At 64.0% G+C, this 21,672-nt stretch carries 16 protein-coding genes and 1 pseudogene; 11 read left to right on the forward strand and 6 right to left on the reverse strand.

Features of this window, described 5'->3' with window-relative positions; genetic code table 11:
• Positions 1 to 123: 123 nt before the first annotated feature.
• Positions 124 to 1,791 carry a putative bifunctional diguanylate cyclase/phosphodiesterase gene (locus HU738_RS05635; protein WP_176508472.1) on the forward strand — a complete coding sequence of 556 codons (1,668 nt, stop codon included), beginning with the start codon at positions 124 to 126 and terminating at the stop codon, positions 1,789 to 1,791.
• Between the two features lie 94 nt (positions 1,792 to 1,885).
• Here the strand turns inward: HU738_RS05635 and HU738_RS05640 are convergent, their stop codons facing one another.
• Entirely contained in the window at positions 1,886 to 3,268 is a 1,383-nt protein-coding gene (locus HU738_RS05640) for a NorM family multidrug efflux MATE transporter (protein WP_186601471.1), read from the reverse strand.
• A gap of 156 nt (positions 3,269 to 3,424) precedes the next feature.
• On the opposite strand from HU738_RS05640, the gene HU738_RS05645 reads away from it, so the two are divergent.
• The 3 genes and pseudogenes from HU738_RS05645 (at position 3,425) to HU738_RS26290 (ending at position 6,436) form a co-directional block, all read left to right on the forward strand.
• Positions 3,425 to 4,351 carry a LysR substrate-binding domain-containing protein gene (locus HU738_RS05645; protein WP_186601470.1) on the forward strand — a complete coding sequence of 309 codons (927 nt, stop codon included), beginning with the start codon at positions 3,425 to 3,427 and terminating at the stop codon, positions 4,349 to 4,351.
• 186 nt (positions 4,352 to 4,537) lie between these two features.
• A pseudogene (locus HU738_RS26285) lies at positions 4,538 to 5,578 on the forward strand (Cache 3/Cache 2 fusion domain-containing protein); the annotation flags it as partial.
• A gap of 135 nt (positions 5,579 to 5,713) precedes the next feature.
• A complete protein-coding gene (locus HU738_RS26290; protein WP_390898714.1) occupies positions 5,714 to 6,436 on the forward strand; it encodes a methyl-accepting chemotaxis protein in 723 nt (240 codons plus the stop codon).
• Positions 6,437 to 6,613: 177 nt separating this feature from the next.
• Here HU738_RS26290 and hglS read toward each other — a convergent pair whose 3' ends face one another.
• A complete protein-coding gene (hglS, locus tag HU738_RS05655) occupies positions 6,614 to 7,999 on the reverse strand; it encodes a 2-oxoadipate dioxygenase/decarboxylase HglS (RefSeq protein ID WP_186601468.1) in 1,386 nt (461 codons plus the stop codon).
• 192 nt (positions 8,000 to 8,191) lie between these two features.
• Entirely contained in the window at positions 8,192 to 9,082 is an 891-nt protein-coding gene (locus HU738_RS05660) for a LysR family transcriptional regulator (RefSeq protein WP_186601467.1), read from the reverse strand.
• A 136-nt stretch (positions 9,083 to 9,218) separates the two neighbouring features.
• On the opposite strand from HU738_RS05660, the gene amaB reads away from it, so the two are divergent.
• Positions 9,219 to 10,709 (forward strand): L-piperidine-6-carboxylate dehydrogenase, encoded by a 1,491-nt coding sequence (gene amaB, locus HU738_RS05665; RefSeq protein WP_186601466.1) that lies wholly within the window; start codon positions 9,219 to 9,221, stop codon positions 10,707 to 10,709.
• A gap of 168 nt (positions 10,710 to 10,877) precedes the next feature.
• Positions 10,878 to 12,164 (forward strand): L-pipecolate oxidase, encoded by a 1,287-nt coding sequence (gene amaA / locus HU738_RS05670; protein WP_186601465.1) that lies wholly within the window; start codon positions 10,878 to 10,880, stop codon positions 12,162 to 12,164.
• 47 nt (positions 12,165 to 12,211) lie between these two features.
• Here amaA and HU738_RS05675 read toward each other — a convergent pair whose 3' ends face one another.
• The gene (locus HU738_RS05675) at positions 12,212 to 13,639 is read right to left on the reverse strand and encodes a mechanosensitive ion channel family protein (RefSeq protein ID WP_186601464.1); all 1,428 of its coding nucleotides are present in this window, start codon (positions 13,637 to 13,639) and stop codon (positions 12,212 to 12,214) included.
• Between the two features lie 220 nt (positions 13,640 to 13,859).
• On the opposite strand from HU738_RS05675, the gene ycaC (HU738_RS05680) reads away from it, so the two are divergent.
• From ycaC (HU738_RS05680) to HU738_RS05695, 4 genes are all read left to right on the forward strand, one after another.
• Entirely contained in the window at positions 13,860 to 14,489 is a 630-nt protein-coding gene (gene ycaC, locus HU738_RS05680) for an isochorismate family cysteine hydrolase YcaC (RefSeq protein ID WP_186601463.1), read from the forward strand.
• A 115-nt stretch (positions 14,490 to 14,604) separates the two neighbouring features.
• Entirely contained in the window at positions 14,605 to 15,171 is a 567-nt protein-coding gene (locus HU738_RS05685) for an antibiotic biosynthesis monooxygenase (RefSeq protein WP_186601462.1), read from the forward strand.
• Positions 15,172 to 15,223: 52 nt separating this feature from the next.
• Positions 15,224 to 16,042 (forward strand): alpha/beta fold hydrolase, encoded by an 819-nt coding sequence (locus HU738_RS05690; protein WP_186601461.1) that lies wholly within the window; start codon positions 15,224 to 15,226, stop codon positions 16,040 to 16,042.
• Positions 16,043 to 16,369: 327 nt separating this feature from the next.
• Positions 16,370 to 18,211 (forward strand): amidohydrolase, encoded by a 1,842-nt coding sequence (locus tag HU738_RS05695; RefSeq protein WP_186601634.1) that lies wholly within the window; start codon positions 16,370 to 16,372, stop codon positions 18,209 to 18,211.
• A 95-nt stretch (positions 18,212 to 18,306) separates the two neighbouring features.
• On the opposite strand, the gene HU738_RS05700 is transcribed toward HU738_RS05695, so the two are convergent.
• On the reverse strand, positions 18,307 to 19,569 hold the full coding sequence (locus HU738_RS05700) for an OprD family porin (protein WP_186601460.1): 1,263 nt from the start codon (positions 19,567 to 19,569) through the stop codon (positions 18,307 to 18,309).
• A 102-nt stretch (positions 19,570 to 19,671) separates the two neighbouring features.
• On the reverse strand, positions 19,672 to 20,583 hold the full coding sequence (locus HU738_RS05705) for a LysR substrate-binding domain-containing protein (protein WP_186601459.1): 912 nt from the start codon (positions 20,581 to 20,583) through the stop codon (positions 19,672 to 19,674).
• A gap of 135 nt (positions 20,584 to 20,718) precedes the next feature.
• Between HU738_RS05705 and ycaC (HU738_RS05710) the strand changes: the two genes are divergently transcribed.
• The gene (gene ycaC / locus HU738_RS05710; RefSeq protein WP_186601458.1) at positions 20,719 to 21,348 is read left to right on the forward strand and encodes an isochorismate family cysteine hydrolase YcaC; all 630 of its coding nucleotides are present in this window, start codon (positions 20,719 to 20,721) and stop codon (positions 21,346 to 21,348) included.
• Positions 21,349 to 21,672: the final 324 nt, after the last annotated feature.

The following is a 21,672-nucleotide window of genomic DNA, read 5'->3' on the forward strand; positions in this document are numbered from 1 at the left end:
ACGTCAAAATGCGACGGGCGGCACTGTAGGCAAAGGATATGTCTAAAAGTGAAAATCATTTTCACTATGCAGTAGCATATCCGACCTCTAACGCTATACCTTTCGAGCCTTTAAGGAGCCCGCTTGTCCACGCCTGTCGAACCTTTGCGTTTGCTGCTGTTGGCTGATGAGCCGGAATGGGCCGCCTTATTACGCGAGTGCCTGCTGCCGCTGGACGGTAGCGCAGTATTGCTGACCGCGCCGAACTGGGCGGCGGTCGATACCCTGTTCAGCCATGATCGCCAGGCCGTGGTGCTGGCCACGCCGGCGTTGCAGCCTGCACCCGGGCGTTGCGAACTGCCGACCATCCTGTTGCTCGACCACGAACCAGACACGTCGCCAACGGGTGTCAGCGACTGGCTGGTACGTGACCAGCTGAACGTCGATGCCCTGCGCCGCTCGCTGCGCCATGTGCGCGAGCGCGGTGTGCTGGTGGCGACGTTGCAGCGCCTGGCCGAGCAGGACCCGCTGACCGGCATCGCCAACCGCCAGGGTTTCCAGGCCTTGCTGACCACGCGCCTGGCGGAGAACGAAGGCCGCGGCGTGGCCCTCGGCCACCTGGACCTGGACAACTTCCGTCATGTCAACGACGCCCTTGGCCATCAGTGCGGCGACCGCCTGATACTGCAGGTGGTCGCGCGGCTCAAGCAGCAACTGGAGGCCGGTGACCAGCTGGCGCGGCTGGGCAGCGACGAGTTTGCCCTGCTGATCGACACGCGCCGCGATGCCAACCGCGCCGAATGGATCGCCGAGCGTATCGTCGAGGCGCTGGCCGAACCCTACTGGATCGACGGCGAAAGCCTGCTGCTTGGCTGCAGCCTGGGCCTGGCCCACGCCCGCGCCCAGGGCGGCCCTGACCCGCTGATGTGGCATGCGCACATCGCCATGCGCCAGGCCAAAAGTAGCCAGGGTTGCACCTTCCACGTATTCAACGAACGCATCAACCGCAATGCGCGCAGCCTGGCCGACCTGGAAAGCGAGCTGCGCCGGGCGCTGCGCCGCGACGAACTTGAGCTGCACTACCAGCCGCGGCTGAACCTGGCCGATGGCCGCATCGTCGGCCTGGAGGCCTTGGTGCGCTGGCGCCATGCCGAGCGCGGCCTGCTGCCGCCGAGCGAGTTCGTGCCGCTGGCCGAGCAGAGCGGGTTGATCGTGCCGTTGGGCTACTGGGTGATTTCCCGTGCCCTGCGCGATATGCAGGCGCTGCGCGAACAGGGGCTTGCGCCGCTGCACATGGCGGTGAACCTGAGCTTCCGCCAGTTCCAGGACAGCCAGTTGCTGGCCACCCTGAGCCGGTTGATCATCGAGCACAGTGTGGATGCGCGCTGGCTGGAGTTCGAACTGACCGAAACGGCAGTGATGCGCCGCAACGAGCTGGTGCGCCAGACCATGGATGCCCTGGGTCGCCTGGGTGTGCGCTTCTCGCTGGATGACTTTGGTACCGGCTTCTCGTCCTTCGTGCACCTGAACAGCCTGCCGATCACCTTGCTCAAGGTCGACCGCAGCTTCGTCGCCGAGATGGAGATGCGCGAAGAGAACCGCAAGCTGGTGCATGCCATGATCAACCTGGCGCACAACCTCAACCTGGAGGTGGTAGCCGAAGGCGTGGAAAGCCAGGAGCAGATGGACTTGCTGCGCGGGTTCGGTTGTGACCAGGTGCAAGGGTTCCTGGTCAGCAAGCCGCTGCCGGTGGGGGAGTTGATCGACTACCTGCTGCAGGCGTCCGGCCGCCCCCTCTTGGCTGCCCTGTAAGGCCGCTTCGCGGCGTTCGATGCCTCGATAAACCCGCTCCCACAGACTCATGCAGTCCCTGCTGGAGCGGGTTTACCCGCGAGACGTCCTCAAGTCAGGCCGCAGCGGCAGCCCCCACCCCGGCCTTGCCCAGCAACCGCTTCATCCGCCACTCGAAGCCAATGGTCAGCGCCACCGCCGCACAGGCCAGCCCCAACGCCAGCCCCCACCACACCCCTACGGCCCCGCCGCCCAGGGTGAAGGTGAGCAGCCAGGCACTCGGCGCCCCCACCAGCCAGTAGCAGCACAGCCCGATCAGGAAGGTGGTCTTGGCGTCCTTCAAACCCCGTATCGAGCCCATGGCTATGGTCTGCATGCCATCGAACAGCTCAAACCATGCCGCCACCATCAGCAACTGCACCGCCAGCTGATAGATCGCGGCGAAGCCGGGGTCGCTGCGGTCGATGAACAGCCCCACCAGCGCCTCCGGCATCAGCAGGAACAACGCTGCAAAGGCAAACATGATCGTTGCGCCGAAGCCGATCCCCACCCGCCCGGCGCTGCGTGCGGCCAACAGATTGCCGGCGCCGTAGTACAGGCCAACGCGCATGGTTACCGCATAGGACAGCCCGGTCGGCACCATGAACGCCGTGGAGACGATCTGCAGGGCAATCTGGTGTGCCGCCAGTTGCGTGCTGCCCAGCACGCCCATGCACAGTGCGGCGAAGGCGAACAGCCCGACTTCCACCATGTAGGTGCCGCCAATCGGCAGGCCCAGCCGCCACAGCTCGCGCAGGGCCGGCAGCGAAGGGCGCGACAGCCCTTTGCGCAGCGGATAGGCGGCATAGGCAGGGTGCCAGCGGATGTACAGCGCCAGCGCGATGGCCATGCCCATCGACACCACGGCCGTGACCAGGCCGATACCCATCAGGCCGAGCTTCGGCAGGCCGAACATGCCTTCGATCAGGGCGATGTTGAACAGGTAGTTGAGCACCGTGCCGACCAGGCTGATGACCATTACCGGGGTCGAGCGCCCTAGCGCGCTGGTGAAGCCGCGCAGGGCCATGAAGGTCAGGTAGCCGGGCAGGGCCAGTGGCAGCAGGGTAAGGAACTCGGCTGCCGAATTGACGTTCTCCGGCTGCTGGCCGAACAGCAGCAGTACCGGTTTCAGGTTCCACAACACCAGCGCTGCCACCAGTGCCAGGCCCCAGGCCAGCCACAGGCCGTTCTGCGCCAGGCGCGTGGCGCCCTCGATGTCGTTGGCACCCTTGCGAATCGCCACCAGGGTGCCGACTGCGGCGATCACGCCCAGGCAGAAGATCGACACGAACGAATAGCTCGCCGCGCCCAGCCCGCCACCGGCCAGGGCCTGCGGGCTGATGCGAGCCATCATCAAGGTGTCGGTGAGCACCATCAGCATGTGCGCCAACTGCGAGGCGATCAGCGGCCCGGCCAGGCGCAGCAAAGCCTTGAGTTCTGTGGTGGGCGCGACGTGCATGGGTGAGGTCCTTGTGCCTGATGCTGTGAGCGAGGGACGATTCTGAGGCTTCGGTCAACTTTGCACAAAAGGATAAATGCGATGGTTGGCATGAGTTGAACTCATGCATATATGATTCAGTGCATTCCATTCCCGACCCCGTATGACAGGTGCCCCATGTCCCGCCAGCTGCCTCCCCTGTATGCACTGCGCGCATTCGAAGCGGCTGCGCGGCTGAGCTCGTTCACCCGGGCCGGTGAAGAGCTGTCGATTACCCAGAGCGCGGTGAGCCGGCATATTCGCACCCTCGAAGAGCATTTCGCCTGTCGGCTGTTCGTGCGCAGTGGTCGCAGCCTGCAACTGACCGAGGCGGCCCGGGTGCTGCTGCCCGGTGTGCGCGAAGGCTTTGCTGCGCTGGAGCGGGCCTGCGATACCTTGCGTGGGGAAGACGACATCCTGCGCATGAAGGCGCCGTCGACCCTGACCATGCGCTGGCTGCTGGCGCGGCTGAGCCGCTTCCGGCACCTGCAACCTGGCAACGAGGTGCAACTGACCAGCGCCTGGATGGATGTCGACCATGTCGACTTCAACCAGGAACCGTTCGATTGCGCGGTGCTGCTCAGCGACGGCATGTTCCCGGCGGATTGGGAGGTGCGTCGGTTGTTTTCCGAGCTGTTGATCCCGGTGGGTGCGCCGGACCTGCTGAAGGAGGGGCGGTGGGACGAGCGGCGCTTGGCGAGCATCGAGTTGCTGCACCCGACGCCCGACAAGCGTGACTGGCGCGAATGGCTGGAGCGCATGGGCCTCAGCGACAAGGTGTCGCTCAAGGGCGGGCAAGTGTTCGACACTTTGGAGCTGGGCATGATCGCTGCTGCGCGGGGATACGGCATTTCAATGGGCGATCTGCTCATGGTCGCCGAAGATGTGGCCCAAGGGCGCCTGAGCTTGCCTTGGCCGACGGCGGTACCCAGTGGCATGGATTACTACTTGGTATGGCCGCGCACCCGGCCTGGCGGGGAGCGGCTGCGGCGCTTGAGTGTGTTTCTGCAGGAAGAGGCGGCGGCGATGGACTTGCCAGCTGTGGAAATCCTGCCACCGCTTTGACAGCCAGCAAAAGGCGGTACAGAAAGGGAAAACGTTTGCGAATACCCCGGTCCGACACTCAAGTATTCAGGTACGACGCCGATCCAATGGCACCAGCGTCCCGGAAGAGGGCGCGATTTCCCGACTAAAACAAGCGGGTGGTCAGCGTGATCAGGATGATCCCGGCCTCTTGTCAGGAGCTTCATCATGTCTCAACCGCGTGCCCGAATTGCTTCGCAGCTCGGTGTCGCCCTCGCCATCGTGCTGGCGTTGGTGATTTCCGGGAGTACCCTGTTCGCCCTGCGTGCGCTGGATGACGCCAACCTCGCCACCCGCCAGGCCCACCTGGCCAGCGAGGCGCGACTGCTGGCCGACCAGCTCGATACCTTTCACGGGTCTCTCAAGGACAACACCCAGCGCCTGAGTGGCCTGTTCGAGCGCCGCTTCGCCTCGGGCCTGTCGCTGCACCCTGGCGAAACCGTGCAGGTCGCCGGTCAAGGTACGCCCGCCCTGTACCTGGGCGACCAGCTGCTGAACAACGACTTCCAGGTGGTCGACGAATTCCAGCAGATGACTGCCGGCATCGCGACCCTGTTCGTGCGCAGCGGTGATGACTTCGTGCGCATCAGCACCAACCTGAAGAAACAGGACGGCACCCGCGCCATCGGTACCCAGCTCGACCGTCAGCACCCGGCCTACAGCAAGCTGCTGGCCGGGCAGATGTACGTCGGCCGCGCCGTGCTGTTCGAGCGCAACTACATGACCCGCTACGTGCCCGTCAGCGACAGCAGCGGCCGGGTGATTGCGGTGCTGTTCGTCGGCTTCGACTACACCGACGCCCAGAATGCCCAGTTCGCCAACCTCAAGCGCTTCCGCATCGGGGCAACCGGTTCGTTGGCCATTCGCGATGACCAGGGCCAATGGCTGGTGCCGCCTGCCAACGCCGACCAGGACCTGTTCAGTGCCAGCGCGCCGTTCGCCGAGGGCCCCTGGACCGTGGTGGCGAGCATGCCCAAGGCGGAAATCCGCGAGGTGACCTGGAGCGTCGGCCTGCGTCTTGCCATCGGCAGCCTGCTGGCGATGCTGCTGGCCGTGGCCGCCACCCTTTGGCTGCTGCGCCGCAAGCTGCGCCCGCTGGATGACCTGGTGCGTCAGGCCGAGGCACTGGGTGCCGGCGACCTGAATGCGCGCCTGAATGTGACCAGCCATGACGAGATCGGCCAGCTGGCCCGCAGCTTCAACCAGATGGGCGAGGCGCTGGCGACCATGGTCGAGCACATCCGCAGTGCTTCCGAGCAGGTCAGCAGCCGTGCGCGTTCGCTGTCCGGGTTGTCTACCGGTGCCTGTGAAGGCATGGACCAGCAGTCCGGCGAGATCACCAGCATGGCTGGTGCGGTGGAGGAATTCAGCGCGACGTCGATGAACATCGCCGACAACATGGCGGGTACCGAGCGCATGGCCCGTGACAACGCCCAGCAGACCCGCATCGGCCGCAGTGCCATGGACGAAGCGTCGAGTTCGCTGCGCCAGATCGCCGAAGCGCTGGGTGGCACCGCCACTGTCATGGACAGCCTCGGCGCTCGTTCGCAGGAGATCGGCGGTATCATAAGCGTGATCACCGCGATTGCCGAACAGACCAATCTGCTGGCATTGAACGCCGCCATCGAGGCTGCCCGGGCCGGTGAACAGGGCCGTGGATTTGCCGTGGTCGCGGATGAGGTGCGTGGGCTGGCCGCGCGCACGCGTCAGGCAACCGATGAGATTTCCGGGATGATCACCAGTATCCAGCAGCAGACCGGGCACGCCATCCATACCCTGGAGCAGGGTAACCTGCTGATGCAGGAAGGGCTGGCGCGCAACGACAAGGTCGCCGAAGCGCTGGCGCGGATCGATGAGCAGAGCCGTACGGCGGGTGAGCAGTTTGCCGTGATCAGCACGGCGACCCAGGAGCAGAGCAGCACGGCCACCGTGCTCAGCCGCAACCTGCAGAGCATTGCCCAGGCCAACAGTGAGCAGCGTGATGTAGCCAATGAGCTGGCCTTGACCGCGCGCGAGCTGGAAGGGTTGGCGGCGCAACTGCGCCAGGAAGTGGACCGCTTCCGCTGAGATTGGACGGGGCCGCTTTGCGGCCCATTCGCGGGTAAACCCGCTCCTACAAGTAGAGCGCAAGCCTCCAGCCTGTGGTGGTCCTGGGGGAGAGCGCAAGCCTCCAGCCTGTGGTCATCCTGTAGGAGCGGGTTTACCCGCGAATGGGGCGCAGAGCGCCCCCGGCAATCCTGAGCCTTACAACGAACCCAGGTTCAGCGCCTGGGCGCAAGCCTGCAACGAGCGGCGCTCGCTCTGCGCATACAGCGCCAGTTCATCCTGCACCTGCAGCCCCAGCGCCGCCTCGAAGGCCTCGCGGTTGGCATTGCTGCCATACTCGGCCTGGCCCTCATCCCCCAGGTTCGACTGGAAGATTCCCGCCGCACTCACCGGCAGGAAGTCCTCGTACACCAGTGCCTCGTAGTGCACATGGCCGGCCGCGATCAGGCCTTCCAGGGTGGTCGGGCGATCCGCCTGCTCCCGCGCGGCCAGGCCCTCCTCGGTAGCAAAGTAACGGAAGTAAGCCAGCCCCTGCTCACGCATCTGCGCCAGGTCATCCGGGAATGCAGCGAAGCTTTCCTGCAACAGCGCCATGTAGCGCTCGGCATTGGCCTCGGCTGGCGCTCCTCCCAAGGCGGCGCGGGTGGCATCGAGCAGCGTGTCGTACAGTTGGCGGCCCTTCGGCGTCAGTGCCGCACCGCGCTGTTCGATTTCGCCGAAACGTGCGGTGTGGCTACCCTGGTGGTCGCTGAATGCAACCTTCTCCTGCAGCGCCTTGAAGCTGGTCTGGCGCAGCAGGATCGGGTGGCGGCGAGTGGGTGGCCCTTCGACCACGGCTTTCGGCGGGATGCCCTTGGCCGGCATGCCGGCCTGGATCGCGTCGATGTCCAGGGTGCGTGGGGTCAGGTGGTTGATGTGCGGGCCTTTGAAGGCCACCACGTCGGCAATCAGGCGGTGCTGGTCATGCAACTGCTGATACTGCTCGGCCGTGACCGTGGCGTCCTGGTGCCAGCGGAAGGTGTGCAGGGCTTCACCAACGAACTCGCCGGCATCGGCCTCGTTCAGGCCGCCATCGCGCTCGCATCGTGCAATCAGTTCGAGTACCCGGGGGGTGAAAATCTGACGCTTGGCCAGGATGCCCTGCGCCAGTTCGCGCAGCGCCAGGTTGTCGATCAGCTCCAGGCGCAGCAGCGAGGTGAACACGCGGAACGGGCTGACATGCAGCGACTGCTCATGCACAGCGCGGAACGCGGTGGAGTGCACCGGCACGCCAGCGGAGCTGAGGTCGTAATAGCCGACCGGCGCCATGCCCATCACCGCGAACAGCCGGGCGATGGTGGCCAGCTCTTCGGCGGTGCCGACGCGGATGGCGCCGTGACGCTCCTGGTCCAGGCGTTCGATCTCGCCGGTCCAGCGCAGCGCCTCAGCCAGCTTGGGCTGCTCGGCCAGGACCCGCTGGTTGATTTCGCTGACCAGCTCCAGCAGCGTGCCGTACAGCGGCACTTCCTGTTTGTACATGAGCGACATGGCGGCAGAGAACTGCGCACGGATGCTGTCGGGGCTGACGAAATCGTGGGCGGGCATCGCTAGCTTCCTGGGTTAGGTTTGGACGCTTACATGAAAGCTGGGAATGCACCTGGCTCACAAGCGAAAAAAAGTGAGTCAGTCATTCCATTTTTGATCGACCTCAAGGGCCTCTCGCGGCTAAAGCTCCTACAGGTACTGCACGGCATTGCTCAGTACCCGGTGGGGGCAGCTTTAGCCGCGAAGAGGTCCTCAAGCGTGAAGCTGCTCGCGAATCCATTCCACCAGGGCCCGTACCTTCGGCACCTCCGCCGCATGCTCGGCATACGCCAGGTAGTGCTTACCGGCACTGGGCATCGCATGATTCCACGGAATGACCAAGCTCCCTTCCGCCAGCTCCTTGGCCACCAGATACCGTGGCACCAACGCTACCCCGCACCCGGCCTGCGCCGCACTCAATGCCATGTAGAACGTATCGAAGCGCGGCCCGTGGTAGGCACTGACACTGTGCAGCCCCAGCTCCAGGAACCACTCATGCCAAGCCTCCGGCCGCGACGTGCTCTGCAGCAACACCATGTCCGCCAACTCACCGGCATCGCCCAGCTTGCGCCCGGCCAACAGCTCCGGCGCGCACACCGGCACCACCTGTTCACCGAACAGCTCCACGCAGGTGGCCCCCGGCCAAGTGCCCTGGCCATAGAAGAACACCACATCCGCCGAGCCCTGCAGCAAGGCAAACGGTTCCATCTCGTTGCGGATGTCGAGGTGGATGTTGGCGTGCCGTTTGCCAAAGCCCTTGAGGTGCGGGATCAGCCAGCGCACGCCAAAACTGGGTTGAGTGGCTACTTTCAATATCTCGGTCTGCTCGCCGTAGGTGAGCACGTAGCGGCTGGACATGTCGACCTGGGTAAGGATCTTGTTGACCTCGGCCAGGTACAGGCTGCCCGCAGGCGTGAGTTGCAGGCGCCTGCGGATACGCAGGAACAAGTGGTGGCGCAGCATCTCTTCGAGCTGTGCTACCTGCTTGCTGACCGCGCTCTGGGTCAGGTGCAGCTCTTCGGCGGCGCGGGTAAAGCTCAGGTGACGGGCTGCAGCTTCGAAGCACTGCAGGGCGGTCATGGAGGGCACCAGGCGTTTGGACATAGCGTTCTCTGCGGCTCAAATCATTACCTGACGGAATGATATGCGGAATAAAGGTCGTTTGTTGCACCGGTGTGATCGGATTAATACTGATCCACATCATTTTTCCACCCCATCACCCGATGTAGGAGAAGCACAAATGGTTGCTGGATTGCTCGAGCGCCTTGGCGTTGCCGCCGAGGCTTACACCCAGGGCGACTACCCTGTTCACACGCCGATCGACGGCAGCCAGATCGCTTCGGTGAAACTGCTCGGCAAGGCCGAGACCCTCGCCCGCATCGATCAGGCTCAGAGCGCCTTCGAAGCCTGGCGCAGCGTACCGGCCCCGCGCCGTGGCGAGCTGGTGCGCCTGTTCGGTGAAGTGCTGCGTGAGCACAAGGCCGACCTCGGCGAGCTGGTCTCGATCGAAGCCGGCAAGATCACCCAGGAAGGCCTGGGCGAAGTGCAGGAAATGATCGACATCTGCGACTTCGCCGTCGGCCTGTCGCGCCAGCTGTATGGCCTGACCATCGCTTCCGAGCGCCCGGGTCACCACATGCGTGAAACGTGGCACCCGCTGGGTGTGGTCGGCGTGATCAGCGCCTTCAACTTCCCGGTTGCGGTATGGGCCTGGAACACCGCGCTGGCCCTGGTGGCTGGTAACTCGGTGGTGTGGAAACCGTCCGAGAAGACCCCGCTGACCGCACTGGCTTGCCAGGCGCTGTTCGACAAAGCCCTGAAAGCCTTCGGTGATGCCCCGGCGGGCCTGGCCCAGCTGGTGATCGGTGGCCGCGAAGCTGGCGAAGCCATGGTCGACGACCCGCGTGTACCGCTGGTCAGCGCCACCGGCAGCACCCGCATGGGCCGTGAAGTCGGCCCACGTGTGGCCGCCCGCTTCGGCCGCAGCATTCTGGAGCTGGGTGGCAACAACGCCATGATCCTGGCCCCGAGCGCCGACCTCGACCTCGCCGTGCGCGGCATCCTGTTCTCCGCTGTCGGCACCGCCGGCCAGCGCTGCACCACCCTGCGTCGCCTGATCGTGCACCGTTCGATCAAGGATGAAGTGGTAGCCCGCGTCAAAGCCGCCTACGGCAAAGTGCGCATCGGTGACCCTCGCAAGGACAACCTGGTCGGCCCACTGATCGACAAGCAGTCGTTCGATGCCATGCAGGGTGCACTGGCCAAGGCCCGTGACGAAGGTGGCCAGGTATTTGGTGGCGAACGCCAGCTGGCCGAGCAGTATCCGAATGCCTACTACGTGTCGCCGGCCATTGCTGAAATGCCGGCCCAGAGCGACGTGGTGCGCCATGAAACCTTCGCGCCGATCCTCTATGTGCTGGCCTACGACGACTTCGAAGAGGCCCTGCGCCTGAACAACGAAGTACCGCAAGGCCTGTCGTCGTGCATTTTCACCACCGACATTCGCGAAGCCGAGCGCTTCCAGAGTGCTTCGGGCAGTGACTGCGGCATCGCCAACGTCAACATCGGTACCAGCGGCGCCGAGATCGGCGGCGCGTTCGGTGGCGAGAAGGAAACTGGCGGTGGTCGTGAGTCTGGTTCCGATGCGTGGAAAGGCTACATGCGCCGCCAGACCAACACCGTGAACTACTCGCGCGAGCTGCCGCTGGCACAGGGTATCGTGTTCGACTGATGGAATGATGCTGCATGGCCGGGGGCCTAGCCCCCGGTTCGCGGGCAAGCCCGCTCCCACAGTGACCTCACAGCTTTCGAAATCTGTGAGGTCACTGTGGGAGCGGGTTTTACCCGCGAATGGGCTGCGAAGCAGCCCCTACAAGAACAACACTGCTGGAGCCGGGCCATGTCCGAACTGCGTCAACAATGCTTGTGGGAACACGTCAGCCAACCGACCGTCGCCACCCAGGCCCTGGCCGGCGAGCACAAGGCCGATGTCTGCGTGATCGGCGGCGGCATCACCGGCCTGTCGGCGGCCATCCACCTGCTCGAACAGGGCAAGTCGGTGATCCTGCTGGAGGCCTGGAAGATCGGCCACGGCGGCTCTGGCCGCAACGTCGGCCTGGTCAACGCCGGCACCTGGATCCGCCCCGACGACGTCGAGGCAACCCTCGGCCAGAGGCAGGGCAGTCGCCTGAACAAGGTGCTAGGTGAGGCTCCGGCTGAAGTGTTCGCCATGATCGAACGCCTCGGCATCGACTGCCAGGCCCGGCACAAAGGCACGCTGCACATGGCCCACAACGCTACCGGCATCGCTGACCTTGAGGCCCGCCACGAGCAATGGCGCCGCCGTGGTGCCGACGTCGAGCTGCTGACCGGCGCCCAGTGCCAGGAATACTGTGGTACCGACAAGATTTCCGCCGCGCTGCTCGACCACCGCGCCGGCACCATCAATCCGATGGGCTACACCCAGGGCCTGGCCGCCGCCGTGGCGCGCCTGGGCGGCAAGCTGTTCCAACAATCCTCGGTCGAAGGCCTTGAGCGCGATGGCGATGCCTGGCGGGTGAAGACCGCACGCGGCTCGGTACGCGCCGATAAGGTGGTGATTTCCACAGGCGCCTACACCGAAGGCGACTGGAGCAACCTGCAGAAGCAGTTCTTCCGTGGTTACTACTACCAGGTGGCGTCCAAGCCGCTGCAGGGCGCGGCAGCTGACAAGGTGCTGCCGCACGGCCAGGGCTCCTGGGACACCCGCACCGTGCTCAGCAGCATCCGCCGTGACGATCAGGGCCGCCTGTTACTGGGCAGCCTCGGCCGGGTCGACAACAAGCCGGCCTGGTTCGTGCGCAGCTGGGCCGACCGGATTCAGAGCCATTACTACCCGGAACTGGGCAAGGTCGAGTGGGAAATGCACTGGACCGGCTGCATCGACTTCACCCCGGATCACCTGATGCGGTTGTTCGAGCCGGCGCCGGGGCTGGTGGCGGTGACGGGCTATAATGGCCGCGGCAACACCACCGGGACCGTGATTGGCCGGGCGTTTGCCGAGTTCCTGCTCAAGGGCGAGGCGGACAGCCTGCCGATCCCGTTCTCGCCGATGAAGGGCGTGAGTGCGCCTTCGCTGCGTACGGCGTTCTATGAGTCCGGGTTCTCGCTGTACCACGCAGGGCAATGCCTGAGAGTTGTGCTGTAACCCCTGGCCTCTTCGCGCCGAACCGCTGCGAAGAGGCCGGCACGGGTTTACTTGTGCAACCAGCTAAGGAAGCCGCCTTTCTTGATCGAAACCGGCTTCTGCAGCAACAGCGACTCCCGACTCTGGCGCCGGAACCGTTGCAACTTGCTCAGCGCCGTCTGCACTTCCCCGCGCTGCTCCAGGCAGCTCTTCACCTGTTCCTTCTCGATCCGATACAGCACGCAACTGGTCAGGGTTCGGAACTCGGCAAACGATTTATCTTCATCGATGATCCCCTCGATCCCCAACACCTCACCTGGCCCCATGCGGCCGGCCTCCAGCAGCTTGTCACCATCGCGCACCGACGCTGAAACCACGCCGCTGCCAATCACCAGCAAATGATCGGACTGCTCGCCCACCTCGAGGATCACCTGGTCAGCCAGGTACTCCACCGCGGTCATGCGCTGGCTCAAGGCATCCCGCTCTTCGTCAGTCAGCGAGCGGAACACCCGCACCTCGTCCAACACTTCGCGTTGGCGGCTGCGCGGGGGCATCGCCAGGTCGACGTTCCACATCACCCCGCTGGCTTCCAGATGGCGGTGCGCCAGATCGAACAGCTGGTTACGGGCATCGGTCTTGCCGGCCATGTCCGCGATGAAGCCGCTGGCCTCGTACTCCACAGACTCCAAGGTCGAGGCCTTCACCGTGACCTTGGGCTTGGGTGAGGCGAGGATTGCGCTGGTGCCCTGCAGGGCTTTTTCCAGCGCATCGAAAACCCGCTTGGGGCGTACCTTGGCCGGCACCACCACACAGATCGATACCCCGTTCACATCGGCCGGGCGGCTGTGGTTGAGCAGCCGCGCCTTGGCCGCCACCGAGTTGGGGATCACCGCCAGGCTGCCACTGCCGGTGAGCAGGCGCGTGGCGCGCCAGTCGATATCCAGCACCTTGCCCTCGGTGCCGTCGATGGAGATCGAATCGCCAATCTGATAGGGCCGCGTGGTGTTCAGCACGATGCCGCTGAACACGTCGGCCAAGGTGCTTTGCAGCGCCAGGCCGATGACGATGGCCATCACCCCGGAAGTGGCCAGCAGGCCCTTCACCGGCAGTTGCAGCACATAGCCCGCCGCCGCGACCACGGCCGCGAGAAAGATCAGCGCCCCCAGCACATCCTGCAGCAGGCGCCCGCCGTGGCTGCCACGGGCGACCAGCAGCAAGCCGAACACTACCGTCACCGTGCGCGCGCCAAACAGCCACCAGCCGATGGCCAGTACCGTGGCGATGAGGTTGCGCGAGACGTCATCGGGCCACGGCGGCGGTTGCAGCGGGCTCATGCCAGCGGCCACCAGTACCGCGCTGAACAGCAGGAAGATCACTAGACGCGTACCGATGCGCCAGGCCCGACGCTGGATCGGGATCAACTGCCAGAGCACGAGGTCGAGCAGAATCAGGGCGGTGCCGAGCAACAACGGGGACGACTGGATGAACGCCAGCATGGAGGTCTCGGAGGTGAGAAGTGGGCTGTGCGTAGTAATAGAGCAGCTTGGTCGGGCAAGCAATGAGGCCAGCAAAACCACTGCCAACAGATCGTTCTTTAAATGGAACGCTAAAGCCAAAAAGCACTATCTACCGCGCCAAAGGTGATGGTTTTAATCTTCTCCCATCAACGCGAAACACCCCACTTACTGAACATCAAAACCCTTAGGAGCTACCACCATGACTAACTTCAAATACAACCGCCTGAACAAAGACGACGCCGCCGTTCTGCTGGTCGACCACCAGGCTGGCCTGCTGTCCCTGGTCCGCGACATTGAACCGGACGCGTTCAAGAACAACGTGCTGGCCCTGGCCGACCTGGCCAAGTTCTTCAACCTGCCGACCATCCTCACCACCAGCTTCGAGCAAGGCCCCAACGGCCCGCTGGTGCCGGAACTGAAAGCACTGTTCCCGGATGCCCCGTACATTGCCCGCCCTGGCCAGATCAACGCCTGGGACAACGAAGACTTCGTCAAGGCGGTGAAGGCCACTGGCAAGAAACAGCTGATCATTGCCGGCGTGGTGACCGAAGTGTGCGTAGCGTTCCCGGCGCTGGCTGCGCTGGAAGAAGAGTTCGAGGTGTTCGTGGTGACCGACGCTTCCGGCACCTTCAACGAAATGACCCGTGATGCCGCACACGACCGCATGAGCCGGGCCGGTGCGCAGCTGATGACCTGGTTCGGCGTGGCCTGTGAGCTGCACCGCGACTGGCGCAACGACATCGAAGGCCTGGCCACGCTGTGCTCCAACCACATTCCGGACTACCGCAACCTGATGACCAGCTACAACGCCTTCAACGCCAACAAGTAAGCCGCTTTCCCGGGCACCGCCAGACGGTGCCCGGCAAGGGCAGCACACCCATCCAATCCTCCGCCCGTCCGCCGTTGCAAAGTGGATGCGGGCAAGCTCATCCCAAGGAACGCCGATGAACACCGCACTCCAAGACAACCGCAACGTGGTGACCCTGGTCATCCAGCACAAGGCCCGTGCCGAGTCGCTGGCGGCCTACGAAGCGTGGCTCAAGCGCACGGTCAGTGCCGCCCGCAGGCAGCCGGGGCACCTGGACGTCAACGTTATCCGCCCTGACGAAGGCGGGCTGCACTTCACTACCGTGGTGCGCTTCGCCGACGCAGGCCTGCTGCAGGCCTGGGTCAACTCGGCCGAACGCCAGGCGCTGGTCAACGAAGTGTTGCCGTTGCTCGACGGCGGTGACCAAACCCAGGTGCACGAAGATCCGGAGTTCTGGTTCACCCCGCCGAGCGTCAACGCGGCGCAACCGCCGCGCTGGAAGCAGGCGCTGCTGACTTACCTGGTGATCTGCCCGATGACCATGGTCGTTCCCCATCTGCTGGCGCCATTGTTCGCGCGTTTCCCGCAGCTAGGCGGCCCGATCAGCGGCAACCTGATCGGCAACCTGTTCGTCATCCTGCCCGTGGTGTTCTACATCATGCCTTGGGTAACCCGCCGCTGCGCCACCTGGCTGCGCGGTTGAGCCAACGCCTTCAACGACGCTTTCAACTGCTCACTTTCAAGGAGATACCGACATGACCACTCTCGTTACCCGCGACGGCACTTCGATCTATTACAAGGACTGGGGCAGCGGCAAACCAGTGCTGTTCAGCCACGGCTGGCCACTGGACGCCGACATGTGGGACTCGCAGATGGAGTTCCTGGCCAGCCGCGGTTACCGCGCCATCGCTTTCGACCGTCGTGGCTTCGGCCGTTCGAGCCAGCCGTGGACCGGCTACGACTACGACACCTTCGCCGACGACATCGCCCAGCTGATCGAACACCTCGACCTGCGTGAAGTGACCCTGGTGGGCTTCTCGATGGGCGGCGGTGATGTCAGCCGCTACATTGCCCGCCACGGCAGCGAGCGGGTAGCGGGCCTGGTGTTGTTGGGTGCGGTGACGCCGGTGTTCGGCAAGCGTGATGACAACCCCGAAGGCGTCGACCTGTCGGTATTCGAAGGTATCGTTGCTGGCCTGCGTGCTGACCGTGCGCAGTTCATTGCCGATTTTGCCACGCCGTTCTATGGCCTGAACCATGGCCAACAGGTGTCCCAGGGCGTGCAGACTCAAACGCTGAACATTGCGCTGATGGCTTCGATCAAGGGCACCCTGGATTGCGTGACCGCCTTCTCGCAGACCGACTTCCGCCCGGACATGGCCAAGATCGATGTACCAACCCTGGTGATCCATGGCGATGACGACCAGATCGTGCCGTTCGAAACCACCGGCAAGCGGGCGGCGGAGCTGATCCGCGGGGCTGAGCTGAAGGTTTACGCCGGTGCGCCGCACGGGTTTGCCGTGACGCATGCGCAGCAGCTGAATGAAGACCTGCTGGCATTCCTCCAGCAGTAATCGGGGAGGCCTTCGCGGGCGCTGTGGGAGCGGGCGTGCCCGCGAAGAGGCCAGCCCTGGCAGCACAAAGCGTGAACAGGGCTAACCTTCTACAACCCACCGCACATCCATCCAAGCCCTGACCCTGTATCAGCCGGCATGCTCTGCAGTTGCGCCTGCCGCCGCCGTACCCAGACGGAGAAGCCCATGTCCCAGGACCGCAACGACAAGACCCGTCGGCAGTTCCTCGCCACCAGCACCGTGCTAGGTGCCGCCGGTGCCCTCTGGTCCGCATTGCCCTTCACCGGCCAAGCCGGTTCCGCCCACGCATCCACCCAAGGAGGTTCCATGACCGCCGACCTGATTCTGTTCAACGGCAAACTGCACACCGTTGATCGCGAAAAGCCCACCGCCACTGCCGTTGCCATCAAGGACGGCCGCTTCATCGCCGTGGGCAACGACGCCGAGGCCATGGCCCACAAGGGCAGCGCCACGCAGATCATCGACCTCAAGCAGCGCACGGTCATCCCTGGCCTTAACGACTCGCACCTGCACCTGATCCGGGGTGGCCTGAACTACAACCTGGAACTGCGCTGGGAAGGCGTGCCATCGGTGGCCGATGCCTTGCGCATGCTCAAGGACCAGGCCGCGCGGACACCGACGCCGCAATGGGTGCGCGTGGTCGGTGGCTGGAACGAATTCCAGTTCGCCGAAAAACGCATGCCGACGCTGGAAGAAATCAACCAGGCCGCCCCAGACACCCCGGTGTTCCTGCTGCACCTGTACGACCGGGCGCTGCTCAACCGCGCCGCGCTCAAGGCTGTCGGCTACGACAAGACCACGCCAAACCCACCGGGAGGCGAGATCCAGCGCGACAAGTTCGGCAACCCGACCGGCATGCTCATCGCCCGCCCCAACGCGATGATCCTCTACGCTACCCTCGCCAAGGGGCCGAAGCTGCCACTGGAGTACCAGATCAACTCCACCCGCCAGTTCATGCGCGAGCTGAACCGCCTGGGGCTGACCAGTGCGATCGACGCCGGTGGCGGTTACCAGAACTTCCCCGACGACTATTCGGTGATCCAGGAGCTGGCCGACAACAATCAGCTGACCGTCCGCATCGCCTACAACCTGTTCACCCAGAAGCCCAAGGAAGAGCTGGACGACTTCCGCAAATGGACCTCCAGCGTCAAGCTGCACAGCGGCACCGACTTCCTGCGCCACAACGGCGCTGGCGAGATGCTGGTGTTCTCCGCCGCCGACTTCGAGGACTTCCTCGAGCCGCGCCCGGACCTGCCGCAGACCATGGAAGAAGAGCTGGAACCGGTGGTGCGCCACCTGGTCGAGCAGCGCTGGCCGTTCCGCCTGCACGCCACCTACAACGAATCGATCACGCGCATGCTCGACGTGTTCGAGAAGGTCAATCGTGACATCCCGTTCAATGGCCTGCCGTGGTTCTTCGACCACGCCGAAACCATCACTGCGCAAAACATCGAGCGCGTGCGTGCGCTGGGCGGCGGCATCGCCATCCAGGACCGCATGGCCTTCCAGGGCGAGTACTTCGTCGACCGTTACGGCGCCAAGGCTGCCGAGCAGACCCCGCCGATCAAACGCATGCTCGAGATGGGTGTGCCGGTGGGTGCCGGTACCGACGCCACCCGCGTGTCCAGCTACAACCCGTGGACTTCGCTGTATTGGCTGGTCAGTGGCAAAACGGTTGGCGGTATGGAGCTGTACAAGGAAGGCCTGGACCGCGAAACCGCACTGCAGCTGTTCACCCAGGGCAGTGCCTGGTTCTCCAGCGAGCAGGGCAAGAAGGGCCAGATCAAGGTGGGCCAGCTGGCCGACCTGGCGGCGCTGTCGCTGGACTTCTTCAGTGTCGATGAGGAAGCGATCAAGGGCATCGAGTCGGTGCTGACCGTGGTTGATGGCAAGGTGGTGTACGGCGCGGCCGAATTCGACAAGCTCGGCCCGCCGCAGGTGCCGGTGTTGCCGGAATGGTCGCCGGTGGCCAAAGTCCCAGGGCACTGGCGTGTAGGCACGCCGTCGCTGGCGGCAGCCGTGCACCAGTGCTCGGGGCCGTGTGGGGTGCATGCGCACAGCCATGACAAGGCGCGTAAGTCGAGTGTGCCAGTCAATGACTTCCAGGGCTTCTGGGGGGCACTGGGTTGCTCGTGCTTCGCGTTCTAAGCTGATGTGATGTCGAAAGGAAGGGGCCGCGATGGCCCCTTTTTTTTGCTTTTGCCCAGCCTCGGCAATCAGCGCCGTCTGCTGACGGCATGAGCTCAGAAACTGCCTTTGAGCGGGTACTCGATGATCAGGTAGAGGCGGTCGATGTCATCGCCGGCCTGGGCCTGGTTGGCTCTGTGGCTGACGTGTGAAAACGACAGGCTGAGGTCTTTGGCTGCGCCCGACTGCACCACGTATTTCAGGTCGATGTCGCGTTCCCAGTGCTTGCCACCCTGGCCGTACTGGTCCACGTAGGCGCCACCCGCAGGTGCATGGCTGCCATCGATGCCACGGCCGCTGACATAGCGGCCCATCAGGCTCAGGCCGGGCGCACCGAGGGTGGCGAAATTGAGGTCGTAGCGCAGTTGCCACGAGCGTTCGCCGGGGCCGTTGAAGTCGGCGTACTTGATCGAGTTGGCCAGGTAGATGGAATCGCCGCCGACGAAGTCGAACGGGGTCTTTCCCTCGACCTTCTGGTAAGCCACGCTCAGCGCCTGAGCGCCGAAGCTGTATTTGGCCAGCACACTGTACGCGAGGGTGTCGATTGCTCCTGCGCTGGCGTTACCGGTATCGCGGGTCTTGTAGAAGTTGCCGTCCAGGCGCCAATTGCCTTCGGCCAGGTTCAGGTTGAGGTAGGCCTGGCGCCAGGTGTCTTCCAGCTCCCCGGCGTACAACGCGCCACCGAACGGGCCGTGCGGCGCGAAGGTGGCGCCGGCCAGGCTGATGGCCCGATTCTCCGTCGTCGCGCCATAGCCGCTGAAGTCATCATGCGTCGAGCTATTGTCCTGATTGTTGAAGGCAGTGAAACGGCCTGCCTGCAAACGCCAATCGGGCAGATCTGTGTTCTCCAGCAACCAGCCGGTGGCGTATTCCGGGTGCAGACGTTTGTCGCCTGTGTCGAACACTGGGGTCTCCACCATCATTTCACCGTAGTGCAGCTGGGTGTTGCCCAGGCGCAGCTTGAGTGCGGCGCCGGCACTGGCGTAGTCGGACTCGGCGCGACCATCGCTGTCGCGGGGCAGCAGGCCGGTGCCGGCATGGCCGCGGCCGCCGTCGAGCTTGAGACCGAGAAAACCGTGGGCGTCGAGGCCGACGCCGAGCGTGCCCTCGGTGAAACCTGAGCGAACCTCGCCGATGAAACCCTGGGCCCATTCCTGGCGGTAGTTCTGGCCGCTGGCGGAGGGCGAGCGAAAGTCGCTGTGCAGGAAGTAGTTGCGGCTGAGCAGCGACCAGCCGGGTTCATCAGCCTGGGCAATGGCGGGGCAGAGGGCGAGGGCGGCGAACAGGGCGCGGCCTGGCCCGTGATTGGCGCGGATCATGGAGGCTCCGAGGGGGATGATCCGGGACTGTGGCGCAATGACAGGCCAAGGGTCTTGCACGCGTGTGCTGGCGCTGCTGGTCGACATGCTGCTCAAGGAGCGTCAGGCCATGTCGCTGATCGCAAACTCCTCGGCCAGGTGATCGATCAGCGCCCGTACCGAGGGCAGCAACCCACGCCGCGACGGGAAGATCGCATGCACGATGCCGCAGCGCGGGTGCCAGTCCGGGATCAGCTCCACCAACCTTCCTGCCGCGAGGTCCTCGCGCACCGCCACCCGTGGCAGGTGCGCGATACCCACCCCGGCCACCACGAAGTGGCGCAGGGCAAACAGGTCATCCGTCACCATGCGCGGGGTATAGGGGATGACGATGCTGCGGCTGCTGTCCTCGCCCTGGAACAACTCCCACTGGTACTCCCGCTGGGCGCTGCCCCAGTGCAGGCTCGGCAGGGTGCTCAGCAACTGCGGGTCAAAGTTTTTTGGCAATTGCTCGAGGTACTGCGGCTGGCCGACCAGACACTGGGTGCTGTTGCTCAGCACTTTCATCACCATGTCGGTGTTCTCCAGCGGCGGGAAGCGCACCCGCAGGGCAATGTCGAAGCCCTCGTGCAGCAGGTCGACGCGGCGGTTGGTGCTCTCGATGAACAGCTCCACCTGCGGGTACTTGAGCATGTAGCGCGTCAGCATCGGCCCGACCCAGGAGTTGAGCAGGGTGGTCGGGCAACTGATGCGCACCAGGCCGCGCGGTTCGCTGCGGTTGCGCTCGATGATCTCTGCCGCGCCTTCGGCCTCCACGCGCATGGCCAGGCAGCGGTTGTAGTAGGCCTGGCCGATCTCGGTCAGTGAGCAGTGGCGGCTGGTGCGGTGAAGCAGGCGAACGCCCAGGCGCTCCTCAAGGTCGGCGATGCGCCGGCTGAGCTTCGACTTGGGCATGTCCAATGCCCGCCCGGCAGGGGCGAAGCCACCGTGTTCCACGACTTGGGTGAAGTAGTACAGGGAATTGAGGTCTTCCAATCATCGTTCTCCAAATGGAACGCTAAAGGCAATTTTCGCAGTCTACCGCCGTAAAGGTGATGATTTTAATCTGTGCCCATCAACGCGAAACACCCCAGATTGCTGAAAAATTCATAAACCTTAGGAGCACAGACCATGAGCAAATTCACCTACAACCGCCTGAACAAAGACGACGCTGCCGTGCTGCTGGTCGATCACCAGGCTGGCCTGCTGTCGCTGGTGCGCGACATCGAGCCGGACAAGTTCAAGAACAACGTGCTGGCCCTGGCCGACCTGGCCAAGTTCTTCAACCTGCCGACCATCCTCACCACCAGCTTCGAGCAAGGCCCCAACGGCCCGCTGGTGCCGGAACTGAAAGCACTGTTCCCGGATGCCCCGTACATTGCCCGCCCTGGCCAGATCAACGCCTGGGACAACGAAGACTTCGTCAAGGCGGTGAAGGCCACTGGCAAGAAGCAGCTGATCATTGCCGGCGTGGTGACCGAAGTGTGCGTAGCGTTCCCGGCGCTGGCTGCGCTGGAAGAAGAGTTCGAGGTGTTCGTGGTGACCGACGCTTCCGGCACCTTCAATGCCATGACCCGCGACGCCGCCCATGACCGCATGAGCCGGGCCGGTGCCCAGCTGATGACCTGGTTTGGCGTGGCTTGTGAGCTGCACCGCGACTGGCGCAACGACATTGAAGGGCTGGCCACGCTGTGCTCCAACCACATTCCGGACTACCGCAATCTCATCACCAGTTATAACGCGCTAATTGCTGGTAAGTAACATCGAGTAATTGAAACAGAATGGCCGGCCCCAACATAAGGCCGGCCTTTTTTGTTGCTCTTTGTTCCAGCCGTTGACCCATATCTCTGGCGTTGTTAGCGTTTCATCCGAGCGCAAAGCCAGTGGTCATTCAGGGGCAGTAACTGGATCAGGAACCCCGTCGATGGCTGGATCATCAGCGTAGGGTGAGACCCCCACACCTCGGCTTGAGGGTGTGTATAGGAATATCAAGCACCCGATGAGGGCCACTGGAGACAGTGGCCTTTTTGTATTTTGGTACCGCAACCCGCATCAGCACAGCTCCTTACGGAAGCGGCCTCAAAG

It is taken from the genome of Pseudomonas vlassakiae (genome assembly GCF_014269035.2).
GTDB classification, from domain to species: Bacteria; Pseudomonadota; Gammaproteobacteria; order Pseudomonadales; family Pseudomonadaceae; genus Aquipseudomonas; species Aquipseudomonas vlassakiae.